This is a genomic window from Vibrio sp. LB10LO1 (assembly GCF_010092875.1).
GTDB lineage: Bacteria > Pseudomonadota > Gammaproteobacteria > Enterobacterales > Vibrionaceae > Vibrio > Vibrio campbellii.
In genome coordinates, this window is the sequence record NZ_JAADJW010000031.1 from 1 (window position 1) to 17,548 (window position 17,548).

The window sequence follows — 17,548 nt, forward strand, 5'->3', positions numbered from 1 at the left end:
TTCTGAAAAGCGAGGAACGAGAGTAATTCAGAATCTACCCACCAAGTGCTGTTGAGTCCTGATGTTCTCTTAAAATTCCAGTTCGCTGTACCTAGATTCCTAGTCGCGCCTAGGCTTGCTGGAATGACTCGTTTGAGGTTTGGGTGGTGGTTTATAGGGACTCAATTCACACACATGATCGAAATGTCGTCATTCTGAAAAGCGAGGAACGAGAGTAATTCAGAATCTACCTACCAAGTGCTGTTGAATCCGGATGTTCTCTCAAAGTTCCAGCTCGCTGTACCCAGATTCCTAGTCGCGCCTAGGCTTGCTGGAATGACCTAGTTTAAGTTTTGAGCGAGTAGGTAATCTCTCGGTTATCCTTACATCTCAATAAACAAGTGAGTGATTAACCCGCGAAGAACTCACGGCGAAAATCCGCAACCTCTTGTTGGTAATAACGTTGCCACTCGGAATCTGACCAACTCGCGTGGCTGGTGGCTCTTTGCGATGCCAGCCTTGATTCCAGTTGCTGCAACTCACTTTGATAATCGCGTACTTGCTGCTTTTGCTCTGCAATTTGCTGCGCTCGGGCGACTATCTCTTCACTCTCTTGCTCAGAAAGGTAACTTCGTTGAAATGCCTGAATCAACGCCTCACGCTCTGATTCAGTTACGTCATCAGGAATCAATGCGACCGCACGCTCATACTTGGCTTGATGGCTCTCTAAACCCAACGCAGCCTCACTACCTTGCCACGTTTGGAGCAAATCCTCGTAGGCTTGCACATAGTCTTGAGCGGGAGTTGAAGCCAATTGCTCGGCTTGCAGACTAAAATCGTACAGCGCGAACTCATCAGCAAAAATAACCTCTGCCAGTTCACCCCAAATCTTTTTTGCTTCTGATTTGAGAAGCGCCAAACGAGACGCCAACGGCTGTTGCTCATCAAACAACAAATTTCCCAAGCTTTGCTGCCAAAGGCTATTGAGCTGGTGGTAATTCGCTAGCAGGGCAAAACGCTCCGCAGACAAATGCGCTTCAAGCTCAGCCAATTGAGATTCGCAGTTGTGGTCAGACATACACGTATGCCAAAACATCTCTATCTCTGCTTTGAATGCTCGCCCTTTGAGCTCAGTCAAGCGCTTAGATATGGCCTCAATCGGAGAGGGGGTCTCTTTGGCTTTTGGTACGATGACCTTACCAGTCGATTGACTCACCGCTAAAGATGCACCGTCGTTCGCTTGAGGTTCAGAAGTTTTTTCCAATGCAGAAGATAACGGCAACAAGCTATCACTCTTGCCTCCCTTGGCTGAAAACCAAATTGTGCCCGCCACCACAGCGGACACAGTAATTAACGCGATTGGCTTCATGGCTTGAGCACTGTACTAACTGGGAAATGATCCGACAGATTGTAATGCTTCCATAGACTTGCTGCCGTTGAGCGTGGAACATCTACGCGGTTATCGTTAAACGACTTCGCGCCATATTCACTACTCACCATCACGTAGTCGAGGTACTCCACATTGTCGCCACCAGATAACGCTTTGCCTGCAAAGTTGTTAATGCGCGGGTCAAACGTCGACGCGGTATAACCAGAATACTCAGGCTCAACCGCACTGAGGTTCGCGATCATCTGTTGGTAATCACCAGGAAACTTCAACTTATTTACATTAAAGTCGCCGCTGTAAACCACGGTTTCATTGGCTGGGATATTCAAGGATTTAGCCATCGCGCGCATCTGCTTGAACTGACGCTGACGATGCTCACGCGCAATGTCTGTATCAGAAGAGGCGGCATGAGTGGCAAAGACATGGTAAGCCTGACCACCTTTAATGATCTCCGCATAATTTATGCCCTTGTCGGCGAAGCAGTCAGTACTAGAACAATCGGGAAAGACGTACTGCGCCTGATTCACGATAGGGTAGCGGCTCACAATCGTCACGCCGCCGTCATGAATGTTGAAGCCATCCTTATCCAGCATTTTGGTTTGATATGGGTATTCTTTAGCAAGCTCACGCAAAAACGCCTCTCGACCATCCGCAAACACCTCTTGCAGTGCCACCACGTCGTAACCTTTCACGTATTCAGGAATCAGCTCGTAGCGGTCACCAATGTGAGAAGCCACCGCTGGCAGAGCCCAAATGTTGTAAGTCACCAACTTAAGGTGTTGTTCGTTGTCATCGGCAATCTCATCGACCTTGTTCGGCGTGATGGTGTAATACAAGTCATCGTAGCGAGCGGTTTTGTCGGATTTAAAAGCCAGCTCGGTTGTACGAGTACCAAATGCATCGGTCGCAGAGCGGTGGATATTGCGATCCTCTTTTAATGCCAGAACCACATCGGCAGCGGAGACACCATATTTTATGGTGGAGTTATACCAATGGCCGTCCATCACTTGCTTTAAAGTAATGCTTTCACCCAAGGGGTTAGAAACTACGGTCTCGAAGCGATACTGCTGACCGGTTCGAACGCCTTCCCAGCGGTTAAAGCTTAAAATTGATTTAGTTTCCCATGGGCCAAGCACTTGCACATGTTGTTGCCACTCTTCGCCGTATTCCAATAAGTCACTGCCTTCGTGAGTGACTTGAATCGTTAAAGGCTGGTCCGAGTTATTCGTTAGGTATACATCGGTATCTGCGAAGCTTGGCAGTGCGAGTAAGCCACTTAGCCAAATAATCCATTGTGTTAGTTTCATCTGTCTGTCCATATGTCGAATTAGAGTTATTATTCTTATTGATAATTATGACTAGCACGTTAAATATGGATGACAGCAAACCGCACGTCGGACTTTGATAATAAGTTGTGATCTTTGTTTAGGTAGAGATGCAATATCGAGCATTTTGTTTACCCTATGCTGCTCTCTATCTATATGAAAATAAACGATTGTCACCACAAAAACTTCTTGTGAAAAATGAGAATGTTTACCGCATATAAACCTGATTGATTGTGATACCGTTAGCGTATGTATCGGTCGGAATACTGCCGCTATTGGCGATGGTTTTTCTCACTGAGTAGTACACATACAAGGTTTTACTATGAGAGTTTTTGGACACATACCCGATACAGAAATCGGTGACATGTTTGAAAATCGAGCCGCGTTAGCCAAATCTGGCATTCATCCTCCAACGCAGGCTGGTATTAGTGGTGGCGCTAAAGAAGGCGCTGATTCAATCGTACTTTCCGGCGGTTATGAAGACGACGAAGATTTTGGTGATGTCATCATCTATACCGGTGCTGGTGGTCGCGACGAAAACACCAATAAACAAATTGCCGATCAAAAATTAGAACGCACCAACCTCGCTCTGGCTAGAAACAAGCTAGAGGGTTTACCCGTCCGAGTTACTCGAAGTCATAAACACCAAAGCCATTATTCTCCTGCTAAAGGTTACCAATATGCGGGCTTATATCGCGTTGAAGATTATTGGTGTGAGCAAGGGTTATCCGGCTTCAAAGTATGGCGTTATAAACTTGTCCAAGTTGATTCGGAACCTGCGGCAGAATTGCAAGACGCAACCAAAGCACTTTATGAAGTGACGTCTCGCCAAGCAGTAACGATCAATAAGATCGTGCGAGATTACAGAAAGGCAAAGCAGGTGAAAGACTGGCATCAATACCAATGCCAAGTGTGCGGCTTAGCCATTGATACAGGAGCAGGTTTTTACGCAGAAGCTGCCCATATTAAACCGCTTGGTGAACCGCATCGCGGCCCTGATGTGGTCGAAAACATTCTGTGCTTATGTCCAAACCATCACGTGATGTTTGATAACGGTGTGTTCTCAATCGCGGATGACTTCAGTTTGATTGGCCTAGAAGGGCAATTAACACTGAACAAGAAACACAAGATTGAACAGGCGTTTCTTCAGTATCACCGTGAACATTATTTTAAAGTGTTAATTGGGAGTTAATACAAGGTTTAATGTATATGACAGATAAAATTTACTTAGACATAGAAAAAGATAATATCGCCCCTTATCTTTCTATTCTTTTGGGGCAAAAAGTTGGAGATGAATCTTACCGTAATATACATGATTTTGTTATGACTAGTTTAATTGATGGTTCAAAGAATGGAATATATCCTTCAGAAGTTATCGAGCATAATATTGGTGAGATTGGTCAAGTGTATATAACACCATATAGGATACTTAAGAAGCCTAGTTGGTTAATTGGTAATGTTGAATTGTTGGATATGGAGCACCATGTCTTTGTATCATTCTTTGTTGATGAATATTTTGCTTTTTACTTTTCAGAAAAAGGTCAAAAAGATTTTATTCGAGAGCTATTTGGCAAATCTAACTTAAAAACACTGAAGCCAATAAGTATAAATCAATTAAACAACAACTTTGTGAATGAAGATAAGATCAAGATGATTTGGCTGTCAGGTATTCATGGAAAAAGTAATTTTAAAGCCGACTCTAAAGTTCTTGGTGGGGATAGCGTCGCGGACACACTAGACCCATTGATTGATCAATCATATATGATGTCTGCTGTACGTACAGAGTATGGCCCACCAGATTCAAAAACATCTGTTGGTATTAACCCATTCAAGTCTTCAATTTGGAGGGGAAGCTGTAAGGACTGGAAAACATTCGAAAATATAGTGATCAAAATATTAGATCTACTGTCTAGCAATGATGACCAAGACACCAAACCAATTAGTATATTATCTTATCCAATTTCAGATTGTAATGAACTAAAGGAGCCGTATGATTTTTCACTAGTAGACTATGAGTTTTACCCAGAAGAGGATGGGCAGAGAAGAAAAGAACTTCTTAAAAAACTTCATTATACCTATCATGCGGAAATCGTAGATGGCTTTGATGAGAGTTGTATATCTCTAGATGTCTTCTTTGAAGGTGAAAAGGTTGGAGACATTACAGTACAACCAGTAGTAAATAACTATAGCGTTCACTTTGAAGTGAAAAGTAAAAATTCTGAAAGAAATAAACAAAAACTATTTGATGCTTATATTAAAATATTTGATTATCCAGATATAATTAAATGTTGGTTTGAGTCTGGTCATGCCATAATTAATGGTATGGTTTTTAAAACGGGTTATAGAGATGTAGAGTATGATAATATAGTCTGGGCTGATTACGAAGACTATAACGTCAAAAAAGAAAAGCCAGGAGATGACCCTAAAAAACCAAAATTAGAAAATATTGGGATTGAAAAGTCGCTATTTTGTTGGGTGAAAAATAGATGGAGCGGTAATTGGTTAGACTCTAAAGATTTTAATACCACAGAGCGTCAAATTGGTTGGCTTTTTTGTGATGATGGAGCTGGAGAAAAAGCAGATTTCATTCACTATGTCGAACATGAAGGAATGCATTTAATATCGTTAATTCATGTTAAAGCCGCTAAAACAGATAGTCCGACTCGTAAAATTTCAGTCGGAGCTCACGATATTGTTTTGAATCAAGGTGTTAAGAACTTGAGATATTGCTCAAGAAAAACTCTCGCAACGGATTTGAGGGAGCGATTGGAAAGTACATCTAAAAAAGAGTGTTGGCGAGATGGGAAGAAAGTAGATCCTTCAGATTTTATTGAAGCTTTGGAGGAAATAAATGGTATCAGTAAGGTAAAGAACAGGGTGATAATTGTTCAGCCACATACTTTGAAAAAAACATATACGAAAATAGAGAATTCAAAGATAAAAAGGCAGCTTGACGTGTTATTGGTCAGTGCGGAAAATGCAGTTCGTTCATCTGGTGCAGAGTTTTATCTGTTAGGCTTTGATGATAGTCGGCTCTAAACACTTTCTTTAATTTAAAAAGCCAGACACACCGTCTGGCTTTTTTATGATTAGATTTTATCTTTGATATTTCAATCAGTTGCGTAACGTTTTCGTAGAGAGATAATCGGCATATTTAGTAATTAGTTTATAAATTAGGGCGTAAAATCTATTTCCTGAACTGACTTCATAAATTTTATGCAACTGAATTCACCATTCCGATTGTAAGGAATATAACAGCGGCCTCAATTATTAAATCAATCAATGAGTGTCGTTATGTCTCATACCCGTCTATTCCCACGTCATCGCTTGGCGTTCGCTTGTATGCTCGCCAGTGTTTCCAGTTTCTCATTTGCTGAAGAGCGGTGTGAAGTCCCTTCGCTTCAGCAAGCTCCGGATCTTGCATCTGCTGTCTCTGCTGCCACTTATCATTGTTACGAATCTTGGTTTTCTGCCCCTGCCGATTCTTTAAATGATATCTACAGTGAAGCGAGCTTAAGTCGCATTCAGACCGCTCTGAATCGAGCCATTGCAAGTTATCAAGGTGAGGCAGAACAAGCACGCCAATTGGAAAACCTAGGTGAGTTCGTACGCGCGGCTTATTACGTTCGCTACAACGCGCAACAGCCAGATTATTCACAAGGGTTGAGCCAAGGTTTTGCCCAATCGACGAATGCCTTCCTTGCTAACCGTCATGCGTTAGACCAAGGGCGTGAGCAAGTAGGTGCAATGAAGAGCCTGACTTTGATGGTCGACAACGTGAAGCAACTGCCGCTCACGATGGAATCTCAACTTGCAGCCCTTCGCCGTTTTAACCCGCAAACTGCGCAAGATACGCATTGGGTCGATGGGTTGAATAACCTCTTCCGTGCTATGTCTGGCCATGCTGTGCGAGACGATTTTTATCGTTACATGGCAGACCATAATCAGCACATAGAAGTACTGATAAAATTCGCTCAGCAAAACGAGTGGGCACTGGATACCGACGCGAGTTTTCTGGTGTATAACGCGGTGCGTGAAGTGGGTCGCCTGCTTGCCAGCCCTTATTCTTCAACTCGTACCGCGGCATTGAGAGAGATGCAACGAGTGATGGAGCAATATCCGCTGGGGAGCAAGCATGACAAGCTATGGCTAGCCGCGGTTGAGATGATGGGATACTACGCACCAGAAGGTTTAAACGGTCTGAACTTAGACCAAGCCAAGCGCGATCTAGCAGCGCGAGTACTGCCGAATCGGTATGAGTGTGATGGCCCGGCAATCATTCGTTCGCAAGATTTGACTCAAACTCAGGCACAGGAAGCGTGTGAGGTTTTAGCAGCGAAAGAGGCGGACTTCCATAAAGTGGCGAATACAGGTCATCAGCCGGTAGCAGACGACAGCAATGAACGAGTAGAAGTAGCGGTGTTTGCTAGCAAGGCGAGTTACGCGGACTACTCATCGTTCTTGTTTGGCAATACCACCGACAACGGCGGTCAGTATCTGGAAGGTAACCCGGCAGAAACAGGCAACGTGGCGCGCTTTGTGGCTTACCGTTACAACAATGGTGACGAGCTTTCTATTCTTAATTTAGAGCATGAGTACACGCACTACCTCGATGCACGATTCAACCAATATGGCTCGTTCGGCGATAACTTAGAGCACGGTTATATTGTATGGTGGCTAGAAGGTTTTGCTGAATACATGCATTACAAGCAAGGCTACGATGCGGCGATTGACTTGATTGCAGAGGGCAAGATGAGCCTATCTAAGGTGTTTGCGACCACTTACTCTCACGATACTAATCGCGTTTATCGCTGGGGCTATCTCGCGGTGCGCTTTGTGTTGGAAGAACATCCGCAAGAGGTGGAGAGTTTGCTTACGCTCTCTCGTTCTGGTCAGTTTTCAGAGTGGGCGAGGCAGGTCCGATTGCTGGGTGAGCAATACGATGGTGAGTTTGAACGCTGGTTAGGTTCCGTTTCTAATGAGCCTGAGCCACCTAAGCCAAACCCAGATCCAAATCCGGGCGAGCCGACGGAACCTTCTGACCAAGTTATTAAGCTTACCGCGAACCAGAGTGTGGTGCTGAGCGGTGCGGCTTACAGTGAGCAGTTGTTCTACGTTGATGTGCCTGAATACGCGACTCACTTTGAAGTCGAGATCCAAGGCGACGCTCAAGGTGACGCAGATTTGTACATGAGCTTTAAGCAAGAAGCGCATTACTACGATTTCGAATTCAGCCAATATGGCGCGGGCAGCAATGAGATCGTGACGTTTGAGCCAGAGCCATCGGGCTACATTAAGCCGGGCCGTTATTACCTGAGCATCACAGGTCGTTCTGAATTTAATGCGGTAACGCTAAAGGCCTCATTGGAAACTGAGGCGCCAACACCAACAACGCCGGAGCGAGATGATTTAACGCCTGTAGTATTGGAATCGGGTAAACCGCAGACGCTCAAGGTATTCGAACGACGTTATGCGGCGGTTTATGTACCGCAAGGTGTTCAAGAAGTGCGTGTATGGCTAATGGATACAAACGGCAATGCTGATATTGGCGATGTAGACCTGTACGCGAGCCGAGCTTACTGGCCAACCGCAGATCAGCATGAATACGCATCTAACTACACAGGCAGTAATGAGTTTCTGCAAATTCCAGTGACTGAGGCGGGCTATTTGCACTTCACGTTGGATGCGCCGCAACAAGGGGATGAAGTGGAGATGATGGTTTACTTTCACTAACCGTTACTCTGAACCAGTATCGATGTAAAACAAAGCCGGACACTGCGTCCGGCTTTCGAGTTTAGGTGTCTCGATGCTCAAGACTTTGGTCTGTTTAGATTGAGTTCTCGACTTTCGTCTTTTTAGTAACTTTCGCTTTTTTAGTGACTTCGCCATCGGCAGAATAGGCCAGTTTGCCAGCTATGTAGGTTGCTTCGACGTTTCTCTCATCGCCTAACATCATTAAAGCAAAGAGCTTATCTTCCAAGTTTTTAGAGTGCTGGAAACGCAGTTTTTGCAAGTCTGTTGCCGCCCAGTTGAGGACAACGAAATCAGCTTCTTTTCCTGCTTCAAAATTGCCTATCTTGTCATCGAGGCTGAGTGATGTCGCCCCGCCCAATGTAGCTAAGTACAAGCCTTTAAATGCGGACAGTTTCTTACCTTGTAACTGCATGATTTTATAAGCCTCATTTAAGGATTCTAACTGAGAAAAACTGGTGCCTGCGCCTACATCGGTGCCCAAGCCAACGCGTACACCTTTCTGTTCCGCTTTTTCTAAATCAAATAGGCCACTACCGAGGAATAGGTTGGAGGTAGGGCAAAAGGAAATGACGGAATCGGTACGCTGAAATGCACTCCATTCTTTGTCGGTCAGGTGAACGGCATGGGCGAAGATAGAACGTTTGCCAGCCAAACCATAGTGCTCGTAAACATCGAAGTAGCCCTCACGGTCGGGGAAGAGCGACTTCACCCATTCGATTTCGTTTTTGTTTTCTGACAAGTGGGTATGCACATACACATCGGGATACTCGGCTTTGAGTTTCCCAGCAGCCGCTAATTGTTCGGGCGTCGAGGTAGGGGCAAAGCGCGGGGTAATGGCGTATTGCAATCGTCCTTGGTTATGCCATTTGTTGATTAGGTTTTTACTTTCTTGATAGCCGGTTTCAGGTGTGTCGAGTAGGTAGTCTGGCGCGTTGCGATCCATCATGACCTTCCCCGCAATGATACGCATGTTCTTATCTAACGCTTTCTCAAAAAGCGCTTCCACCGATTGTGGATGAACAGTGCCAAACACTAATGCGCTGGTGGTGCCGTTTTTCAGCAGTTCATTAATAAAGAACTGAGAGATGGCTTTGGCGTGGGCTTTGTCCTCAAACTGTTTTTCCGTTGGGAAGGTGTAGGTTTCTAACCATTCCAGCAGTTGCTCGCCATACGCTGCAATCATCTGAGTTTGTGGGTAGTGGATGTGTGTGTCGATAAAGCCCGGCACGATGAGTTTTCCCCTGTGATCGACAATCTCTTGGTACTGTGTCGAATCGCTTTCACTGAACGCTTTGATGGCTTTGATATGACCATCTTCAATCACTAATAAACCGTCTTCAAAATACTGATAGGCATCGGGAAGGTGTTCAACTTTGGCTGGATCGTTGATGAAATGTAATAGGCTAGAGCGGATTGCGGTGATGTCCGCCGCTGCTTGAGAAGAGAAGAAAGCCGTACCGAGTAAAGATAGAAGGATCGCGTTTTTGTTCATAAGTCACTCCATTGAATCGTTTAAAAAATTCATGGTTTTTGACTTATCAGAACAAGTCCTTGTCAATAGAGTGTAACAACCGAAAACCATTAAAAGCACAGTCACTACAGCGAGATGTGTGCCAGATGTCCGTTTGAGCTCTCAGAGCAGACAGAATGGGGCTCGGCGGAAAGAGGCGTAAGTTGAAAGTGGGTACTCACGATCCATGATGGTGAAGAAAAACAAAGGTTTGAACCTAAGTGGTGCATGCGATGCTTTGCTAATAAATGACCTTGGGCTGCAATAAAGTTGTCATGTTTGGGCTATAAGTTGTGCGACGTAAATTGGCGATGCCAAATGAATAAGCTGAGTTGATCAGCGATTTGGCGAACAACTTAACTTGTAGATTGGAGAAACATGTCAAGAGCAGTAAACCCAGCTGATGAAGTGATCATTAAGCTGCTACAAAACCAAGGCTTGATTAAAAGCGAAGCTGAGGCTCGTTTAAAAGATGAGGTGTACCGCTTGCACCCGCATGAAATTGAAAAAGTAAAAAACTACGATCAGCACTTTGGCATCAACGCCAAAGAGAAATTGATTGATGAGATCTTAGATCTCCGACGTGAAGCATTGATCAAGAAAATCTCCCGCCCAGAGGCTACGGCTAGCCAGTAAATGGCTTTAAACGTGCCAAGGCATTTGATCTCCCCTTAGTGTGTAAAAGTAAGTAAATAAGAGACACAAAGTGGGTGAGTGGTTTGACTCTTATTGAAAGTCGTTTTAGTTTTCGAACCAATCAATCTTTGTCATGAATGAGTGTAGATAGCGGGATATGGATTCAATCACACAAGCAGCATTAGGGGCGACCGTTGCTGGCGCGATTGCAGGTCAGCACTGTAATGCCAAGGTACTGCTGATGGGCGCGGCTCTCGGTACCTTACCAGATCTGGATGTGATTCTGGACTACGGTGATGCGGTTCAGAACACAATTAAGCATCGTGGCTTTACGCACTCTTTACTGGTATTGCCTCCTTTTGCGCTGCTGATTTCTTGGCTTTATTGCCGTTGGCGACCTGATTCTTTCTGGACGTTATCACGTGTGTTTTTCCTCACTGTCAGTGTATTCGTGACGCATACCTTACTGGATGCAATGACGACGTATGGCACCCAGCTTATTTGGCCATTTGAGGGCTATTTTGAGCTGCGGAACGTGTTCATTATCGATCCGCTTTACACCTTGCCGCTGTTGCTGGCGATCGGTGTGGCACTGTTTTCTAAATCTCGCGGTGGACGCTGGTGTCAAAGCGTGGTGCTTATCTCCACACTTTATCTCGGTTGGGGATACGCCTCTCAACAAATGGTTGCGTCTCGTGTTGAGCAAAACTTGGCTGCGCAGAACTTACCGAATCAGCAAGTGCTGATTACACCAACGCCGTTTAACACGTTTCTATGGCGCGTGGTGGTGATGGACGATGGCCAATATTACGAAGGTTTAGCGTCGGTATTAGACAGTGATCAGCGCATTGATTTTGTCACGCATCCTCTTGGCAGTTGGCCGATGGCAGATAAGCCGGACACGCTGAAAGGATTAAAGGCTTTTTCTCACGATTACCTCAACTATCGCGTGGAAGATGATGCTCTGATTGTGACGGACTTGCGTTTGGGTATTTCTAACAATCTGTCGTTCGAGTTTATCTTTGCTGAGAAAGGTGAAGATGGGCAGTGGCAGCTATTAGAATCGACCCAACGTTATCCGAGTGAGCGCAGTTTAGATTTGCTCGGTCAGCTTTGGGAGAGACTGAAGGGTGACCAGAGTATTGATGCGAATCTGCAGCGTATGGCGTTGAGTGCACGTTCTTAGTTTACGTGTATGAGATCCCCAACTCGCTCGTGCCTCGCTCTTGGGGATGAAGATACGAGTGATGGGAGTGACGATGTTGATGTTGTGAGATGTCTTAAGCGTGTCACTCCCGAAAGCGAAGAAGGAGCGCAGTCGTGAATCTCTTGCCAATACAGAATTACAGTGAGTACGGGATTAGTTCCAGAAGAAAAGCCGGACGTGATGTCCGGCTTTTTGGTATTTAATTAACGTCGGGCTGCAGCCTATGCCACTACCACTGGAACGCCACTGTGGAATTTGAAATCTTCATCCGGTGTTGAAATTAGCTCAGCTTCAAGGCGGCCAAACTCCGCGACGCGCTCGCTAATATCTTTGCCTGCGATTTGCTCTGCCAAAATTAAGTAATCTTGGTAATGGCGTGCTTCTGAACGCAGCAGAGAAACGTAGAACTTCGCGATGTCGTCGTCCATATGCGGAGCCAGTTTTGCAAAACGTTCACAAGAGCGAGCTTCGATGTAGGCACCGATAATGAGTTTATCAATCAAGGTTTCAGGCTCATGCGTCTTCATCTCAGAAATCAGCGTTTTCGCGTAGCGGCTTGCTGGAATGTTCTTGTATTCCACGCCACGGCTTTCCATGATTTCTAGCACTTGATAGAAGTGGTGTAACTCTTCTTTGATCAGCAGAACCATTTTGTCGATCAGATCTTGGCTGTAAGGCGAGTCTGATTTAGCGATGATCGCTTTAGAAATATTGCTCTTGCCTTTCAGAGTCTCAAGGGAGCCTGTCTTGCGGTACGCGAAGTCTTCATAAGGTTTGAACCAATCGAGTAGAGCGTGTGAGCTGGCTTTGTCTACGGCGTATTTACGGATAAGGAACATCGCGGATTGGCCGGCTTTCAGTTCACACAGTAGATGGTCTAATAAAATGGTTTGAAGGTTTTCAGGCTTCTTTGCTTCCTCAACCCATTCATCTGGGGTGCTGCATTGCAAGAATTGGTTAATTGGAGCAAGAAGGTCCTGATAGGCGTCGAGATTAATCATTTTAATTTTTAATACTTTACATTCAAATTTCGGTTTATCCAGCCAGCGTCTTTTCAAAGGGATAAGACACAAAAAAGGCTGCAAACGCAGCCTTTAATCGGATAGGGCGGAAAGCTTGTGGAGAGTTTACCACTTTTTCTTCTCGCCGAAGAGCGCATCCATATCACTGTCACGTTCTTTATCGGCAAGTTGCTGCATTTCAGCATCGTTTTTGTCTTGGCGTTTCTTATCTAGGTCACCAAGCATATCTTCAAGTTTTTGTTTCGCTTGAATCGAGTATGCGTCGTTTTTGGTGCTGAGCGCATCGATGCCTTTACGAAGCAGCTGTAGGGCAGTGCCAGGCTGACCGCGGGCAATGGAATCGTTCGCACGTTTGATCACGTTCTCGATGTTGATGCGGATTTGCATCGTTTCCAGACGCGCATTTTCCGTTACGTAAGTTTGTGTATCCAAACGGCCTTTGTTGTGTTCGTTACGAACCGTATCACGCAGACGTTTAACCAGTTTTAGCATTAGGATTGCTTGCTTGTCGCTGCTTGGCATTTTGAACGTCGTACTTTCGCCGCTTTGATTACTTTCTTTAAGTTGAGTAATTTGCTGCTTCATGTTCTCGATGCGTTGGACAAGCTGTTTGTTCTTTGGATCCAGCTCGCGCATGCTTTCAAGAGCATCAAGAATGCGATTGTTTAGGCACAGCAGTAGGTCCTTGCTGAAAGGAATATGGTGAGCGTGACCAATAAGCTCTTCGGTACCGTCAATCAGTGTCACGTAACGAGCAGACTCCTGTCTTTTCGCGGTCTCTACTTTCACCTTGTACTGCAACATGATGTTGTACCCAAGGATCAAGACCAGTAGAACGGCTACCAAAATGACTATTAAACCAGTATTCATATCTTTGCGTCTGCTTTTTACTTTTGTATGACTAGCGATAGAGAATACATGAATCTTCTCTCTCCCGGCACCCTATTTATTTGATTATTTTGCCCCAAACACGTTTTCCGTCGGATTTAAGCAGAGAATACGGTGAGCTGTATAAAAAAGCGGATTTTAAAGGTTCAACTTTGTGCATATGAAGGCGAGATAAATGATTAGCTATGAGCTTGAGCTATAAGTTAGAAATTACTGTTCATTTAGTTGCTAACACGTTATAACTAATCATTATATCTACTCTGGCGAGTAGGCAAGATAAGTATGACGTTATTATCTCAATCAATGAGTAAGGGATTACGATGAAACTGCAACAACTGAAGTATATTGTTGAGGTTGTGAACCATAATCTGAATGTGTCTGCGACAGCAGAGAGTCTTTACACTTCTCAGCCGGGCATCAGTAAACAAGTCCGTTTGTTGGAAGATGAACTGGGCATTCAGATCTTCGAACGAAGTGGTAAACACTTAACGCAGGTGACACCGGCCGGTGAAGAGATCGTGCGAATTTCTCAAGAGATTCTGGCGCGCGTGGAAAGCATCAAAGCCGTGGCAGGTGAGCACACTCACCCAGAAATGGGCACGCTGAATATTTCTACCACGCACACCCAAGCACGTTACGCACTTCCTGACGTAATCAAAGGCTTTACGGCTCGTTACCCGAAAGTATCGCTGCACATGCACCAAGGTACGCCTTCACAGATGTCTGAAGCGATTGCCAAAGGCACAGCGAACTTTGCGATTGCTACTGAAGCACTTCACCTCTATCAAGATGCCATCATGTTGCCTTGTTATCACTGGAATCGTTCTATCGTGGTACCAAAAGATCACCCGTTGGCGAAGAAAGACGTTGTCACTATTCATGACTTGGCGGCTTACCCGCTGGTGACTTACGTGTTTGGCTTTACTGGTCGTTCTGAGTTGGATACCGCATTTAACCGTGAAGGTTTGACGCCACGCGTGGTGTTTACCGCAACGGATGCCGACGTAATCAAAACTTACGTTCGTATGGGCATCGGTGTTGGTGTGATTGCAAGCATGGCGGTGGATGAAGACCAAGACGGCGATTTGGTTGCCATTGATGCAAGCCACTTGTTTGGCGCAAGTACCACAAGCATTGGCTTCCGCCGTGGTACCTTCCTGCGTTCTTACATGTTCGATTTCATGGAGCGCTTTGCTCCACACTTAACCCGTCCTGTGGTTGAACAAGCGATTTCACTGAAGTCGAACTCAGAAATTGAAGAGATGTTTAAAGACATCGAACTTCCGGTTAGATAACACTTCATTGCTGTTTCGATTCCCTCTACAATGCGCTCGTTGTAGGGGGAGCTATGAAAACGCAATTTCAATTTATTAATGACTGCTTAATCGAAAATCAATCGTTGTGGCGATTCGATCCATTTCAAAGCAGCCTTCACGCATCGTTACCTTGGCAAGCGCAACATCCTCAGTTGTGCCAGTGGTTAGCGTCTCTTTCTCCCTCTCAAATCGAAGAATACAAAGCAGAACCTGAGCTCGCTTTACAGACACTTAGTCCTTTTTTGCCAGAACTTGAAACGCTCGCTGAACTGACGCATTTAGAACCTCTAGCGTTAAACGGCTTAGAGCTTGCTCGCGGGTTAGACAGTGGCATTCCTGGCCGTAAGTTGGAGCAAATTAGCTCTATGGGCGAAGCGGCGATTCAACATCATCACGGTGAAGAGTGGCTGGAATGGTGTTCAGGTAAAGGATACTTGGGACGCATCCTGACAACGCAAACCGATCAGCCTGTTACCAGTTTTGAATACCAACAAGCGCTGTGCGATTCGGGGCAACAAGCGGCAAATGAGCATCATTGGAAAATGACGTTTGTTCAAGGTGATGCGTTCAATAGCCAAGCCAAAGCGGTGTTTAAGCCAACCCAACACGCAGTAGCATTGCATGCGTGTGGTGATCTTCATGTTCGTTTGATGCAGTACGGCAGCGAAAACGGCATTGCTGCGATGACAATCTCGCCTTGTTGTTACCATTTGATTCAGTCTGAGCAGTATCAGCCGATGTCGGAGCAGGGCAGAGCGTCTTCTCTCTCGCTGTCTAAGCAAGAGCTGCGTATTCCGCTGCAGCAAACTGTGACGGGTGGTGAACGTGTACGCCGTCATCGTCAGCAAGAAATGGTGTTTCGTTTAGGGTTTGATTTGATCACGCGCCAAGCTTTGGGCATGGAAGGATATCAGCCAGTGCCAAGCATTCGTAAGTCGCAATTAAGTGATGGCTTTGAATCGTTATGTCGCTGGGCAGCGGAACAGAAGGGCATCGATCTTTCTCAAGAAATCGACTTCGATCATTTTGAAAAGTTAAGCGAACAGCGCTTTTGGCAAATGGAGCGTTTGAGTCTGGTCCAGTTGGTATTTCAACGTCCGTTGGAGATTTGGCTCGCTTTAGACAAAGCACTTTATCTTGAAGAACGTGGTTATCGTGTTAGATTGGCAGAGTTTTGCGCTAAATCTGTCACACCTCGAAACATTTTAATTTGCGCTTATAAGATTTAGATCTTTTTTATAGCTAAATGCTCTATGCAAAAAAGCCCACTTTTCAGTGGGCTTTTGTAAACAAAACGTGACAATTTATGCGTTATTTTGTCATTAGTTGAACATTGCAATAGCTTGCGTTGGATCAACGTATTCTAGGTCAAAGCTCTCTGCGACTTCTTTGCAAGTCACTTTACCGTGGATAACGTTTAGGCCTTCAAGGAAACCTTTGTCTTCTAGAAGTGCTTCACGGTAGCCTTTGTTTGCTAGCTTCACGATGTATGGAAGCGTCGCGTTGTTGAGTGCAAATGTTGAAGTACGAGCCACTGCACCTGGCATGTTTGCTACACAGTAGTGAACCACTTCGTCAACGATGTAAGTTGGTTCTGCGTGCGTTGTCGCGTGAGAAGTTTCGAAACAACCACCTTGGTCAATCGCAACGTCAACTACCGCCGCGCCTGGCTTCATCTTAGCGATGTGCTCTTTTGTTACCAGTTTAGGTGCTGCTGCACCCGGGATTAGAACTGCGCCGATCACTAGGTCCGCTTCTAGAACATGCTTCTCGATAGCGTCTTCAGTAGAATAAACCACTTTAGCGCGACCTTGGAATTCTTCGTCTAGTTTACGTAGTGTATCTACGTTACGGTCTAGGATAGTCACGTCTGCACGAAGACCTACAGCCATACGAGCTGCGTTCGCGCCAACTACGCCACCGCCAACTACAACAACTTTCGCAGGTTCAACACCAGGTACGCCACCTAGTAGTAAACCACGACCGCCGTGCGATTTTTCCAACGTTTGCGCACCTGCTTGAATAGACATCCGACCTGCCACTTCTGACATTGGTGCTAACAGTGGCAAACGACCCATATTATCTGTTACAGTCTCATACGCTATACAGACAGCTTTGCTCTTGATTAGCTCATCAGTTTGTGGAAAATCTGGTGCAAGGTGTAAATAGGTAAATAAAATCTGCCCTTCGCGGAGCATTGCTCGCTCGACAGCTTGGGGTTCTTTTACTTTTACAATCATATCTGCTTTCGCAAACACGTCTGTAGCAGTAGGAAGAATGGATGCGCCTACAGCGATGTAATCATCGTCTGAAAAACCAATGCCAGCACCTGCATTGGTCTCAACTAAAACTTGGTGACCATGTGAGATAAGTTCTCTCACGCTAGCTGGGATCATACCCACACGGTATTCGTGGTTCTTGATTTCCTTAGGTACGCCAATGATCATCCTGTGTCCTCTTTCTAAAATGGTTGTATTAACTGTTTGTAGGGTGTTATTGTCGAATTAATATCTAGTATAGATGT

The 17,548-nt window shown here is 45.2% G+C and carries 13 protein-coding genes; 7 read left to right on the top strand and 6 right to left on the bottom strand.

The genetic code is table 11. From position 1 onward, the window contains the following. Positions 1-388: 388 nt before the first annotated feature. Positions 389-1,348, bottom strand: a complete 960-nt coding sequence (locus tag GXP65_RS18975; protein ID WP_162093483.1) for a chromosome partitioning protein ParA — start codon at positions 1,346-1,348, stop codon at positions 389-391. Continuing rightward, the gene (locus tag GXP65_RS18980) at positions 1,345-2,673 is read right to left on the bottom strand and encodes a sphingomyelin phosphodiesterase (RefSeq protein WP_105065063.1); all 1,329 of its coding nucleotides are present in this window, start codon (positions 2,671-2,673) and stop codon (positions 1,345-1,347) included. Before GXP65_RS18980 ends, GXP65_RS18975 begins: the two co-directional genes overlap by 4 nt. A 340-nt stretch (positions 2,674-3,013) precedes the next feature. On the opposite strand from GXP65_RS18980, the gene GXP65_RS18985 reads away from it, so the two are divergent. The 3 genes from GXP65_RS18985 (at position 3,014) to GXP65_RS18995 (ending at position 8,424) form a co-directional block, all read left to right on the top strand. Then, positions 3,014-3,883 carry a YDG/SRA domain-containing protein gene (locus tag GXP65_RS18985; protein ID WP_162093484.1) on the top strand — a complete coding sequence of 290 codons (870 nt, stop codon included), beginning with the start codon at positions 3,014-3,016 and terminating at the stop codon, positions 3,881-3,883. A 17-nt stretch (positions 3,884-3,900) separates the two neighbouring features. Continuing rightward, positions 3,901-5,730 carry a hypothetical protein gene (locus GXP65_RS18990; protein WP_162093485.1) on the top strand — a complete coding sequence of 610 codons (1,830 nt, stop codon included), beginning with the start codon at positions 3,901-3,903 and terminating at the stop codon, positions 5,728-5,730. A gap of 255 nt (positions 5,731-5,985) precedes the next feature. Then, positions 5,986-8,424, top strand: a complete 2,439-nt coding sequence (locus GXP65_RS18995) for a M9 family metallopeptidase (protein WP_162093486.1) — start codon at positions 5,986-5,988, stop codon at positions 8,422-8,424. A 94-nt stretch (positions 8,425-8,518) separates the two neighbouring features. Here GXP65_RS18995 and guaD read toward each other — a convergent pair whose 3' ends face one another. Next, positions 8,519-9,937, bottom strand: a complete 1,419-nt coding sequence (guaD, locus tag GXP65_RS19000; protein WP_162093487.1) for a guanine deaminase — start codon at positions 9,935-9,937, stop codon at positions 8,519-8,521. A gap of 396 nt (positions 9,938-10,333) precedes the next feature. Between guaD and GXP65_RS19005 the strand changes: the two genes are divergently transcribed. Next, positions 10,334-10,591, top strand: coding sequence for a hypothetical protein (locus GXP65_RS19005; protein WP_010646166.1), 258 nt, complete (start codon positions 10,334-10,336; stop codon positions 10,589-10,591). A 157-nt stretch (positions 10,592-10,748) separates the two neighbouring features. Beyond that, the gene (locus GXP65_RS19010) at positions 10,749-11,777 is read left to right on the top strand and encodes a metal-dependent hydrolase (protein WP_162093488.1); all 1,029 of its coding nucleotides are present in this window, start codon (positions 10,749-10,751) and stop codon (positions 11,775-11,777) included. Between the two features lie 242 nt (positions 11,778-12,019). Here the strand turns inward: GXP65_RS19010 and GXP65_RS19015 are convergent, their stop codons facing one another. Then, a complete protein-coding gene (locus GXP65_RS19015) occupies positions 12,020-12,799 on the bottom strand; it encodes a tRNA isopentenyl-2-thiomethyl-A-37 hydroxylase MiaE (protein ID WP_162093489.1) in 780 nt (259 codons plus the stop codon). A gap of 126 nt (positions 12,800-12,925) precedes the next feature. Continuing rightward, on the bottom strand, positions 12,926-13,690 hold the full coding sequence (locus GXP65_RS19020; RefSeq protein WP_038889536.1) for a hypothetical protein: 765 nt from the start codon (positions 13,688-13,690) through the stop codon (positions 12,926-12,928). A 338-nt stretch (positions 13,691-14,028) separates the two neighbouring features. Between GXP65_RS19020 and cysB the strand changes: the two genes are divergently transcribed. Beyond that, a complete protein-coding gene (gene cysB / locus GXP65_RS19025) occupies positions 14,029-15,003 on the top strand; it encodes an HTH-type transcriptional regulator CysB (RefSeq protein ID WP_005425353.1) in 975 nt (324 codons plus the stop codon). 53 nt (positions 15,004-15,056) lie between these two features. Beyond that, positions 15,057-16,253 carry a methyltransferase gene (locus GXP65_RS19030; RefSeq protein WP_162093490.1) on the top strand — a complete coding sequence of 399 codons (1,197 nt, stop codon included), beginning with the start codon at positions 15,057-15,059 and terminating at the stop codon, positions 16,251-16,253. Positions 16,254-16,346: 93 nt separating this feature from the next. On the opposite strand, the gene ald is transcribed toward GXP65_RS19030, so the two are convergent. Next, positions 16,347-17,471, bottom strand: coding sequence for an alanine dehydrogenase (gene ald / locus GXP65_RS19035; RefSeq protein WP_162093491.1), 1,125 nt, complete (start codon positions 17,469-17,471; stop codon positions 16,347-16,349). Positions 17,472-17,548: the final 77 nt, after the last annotated feature.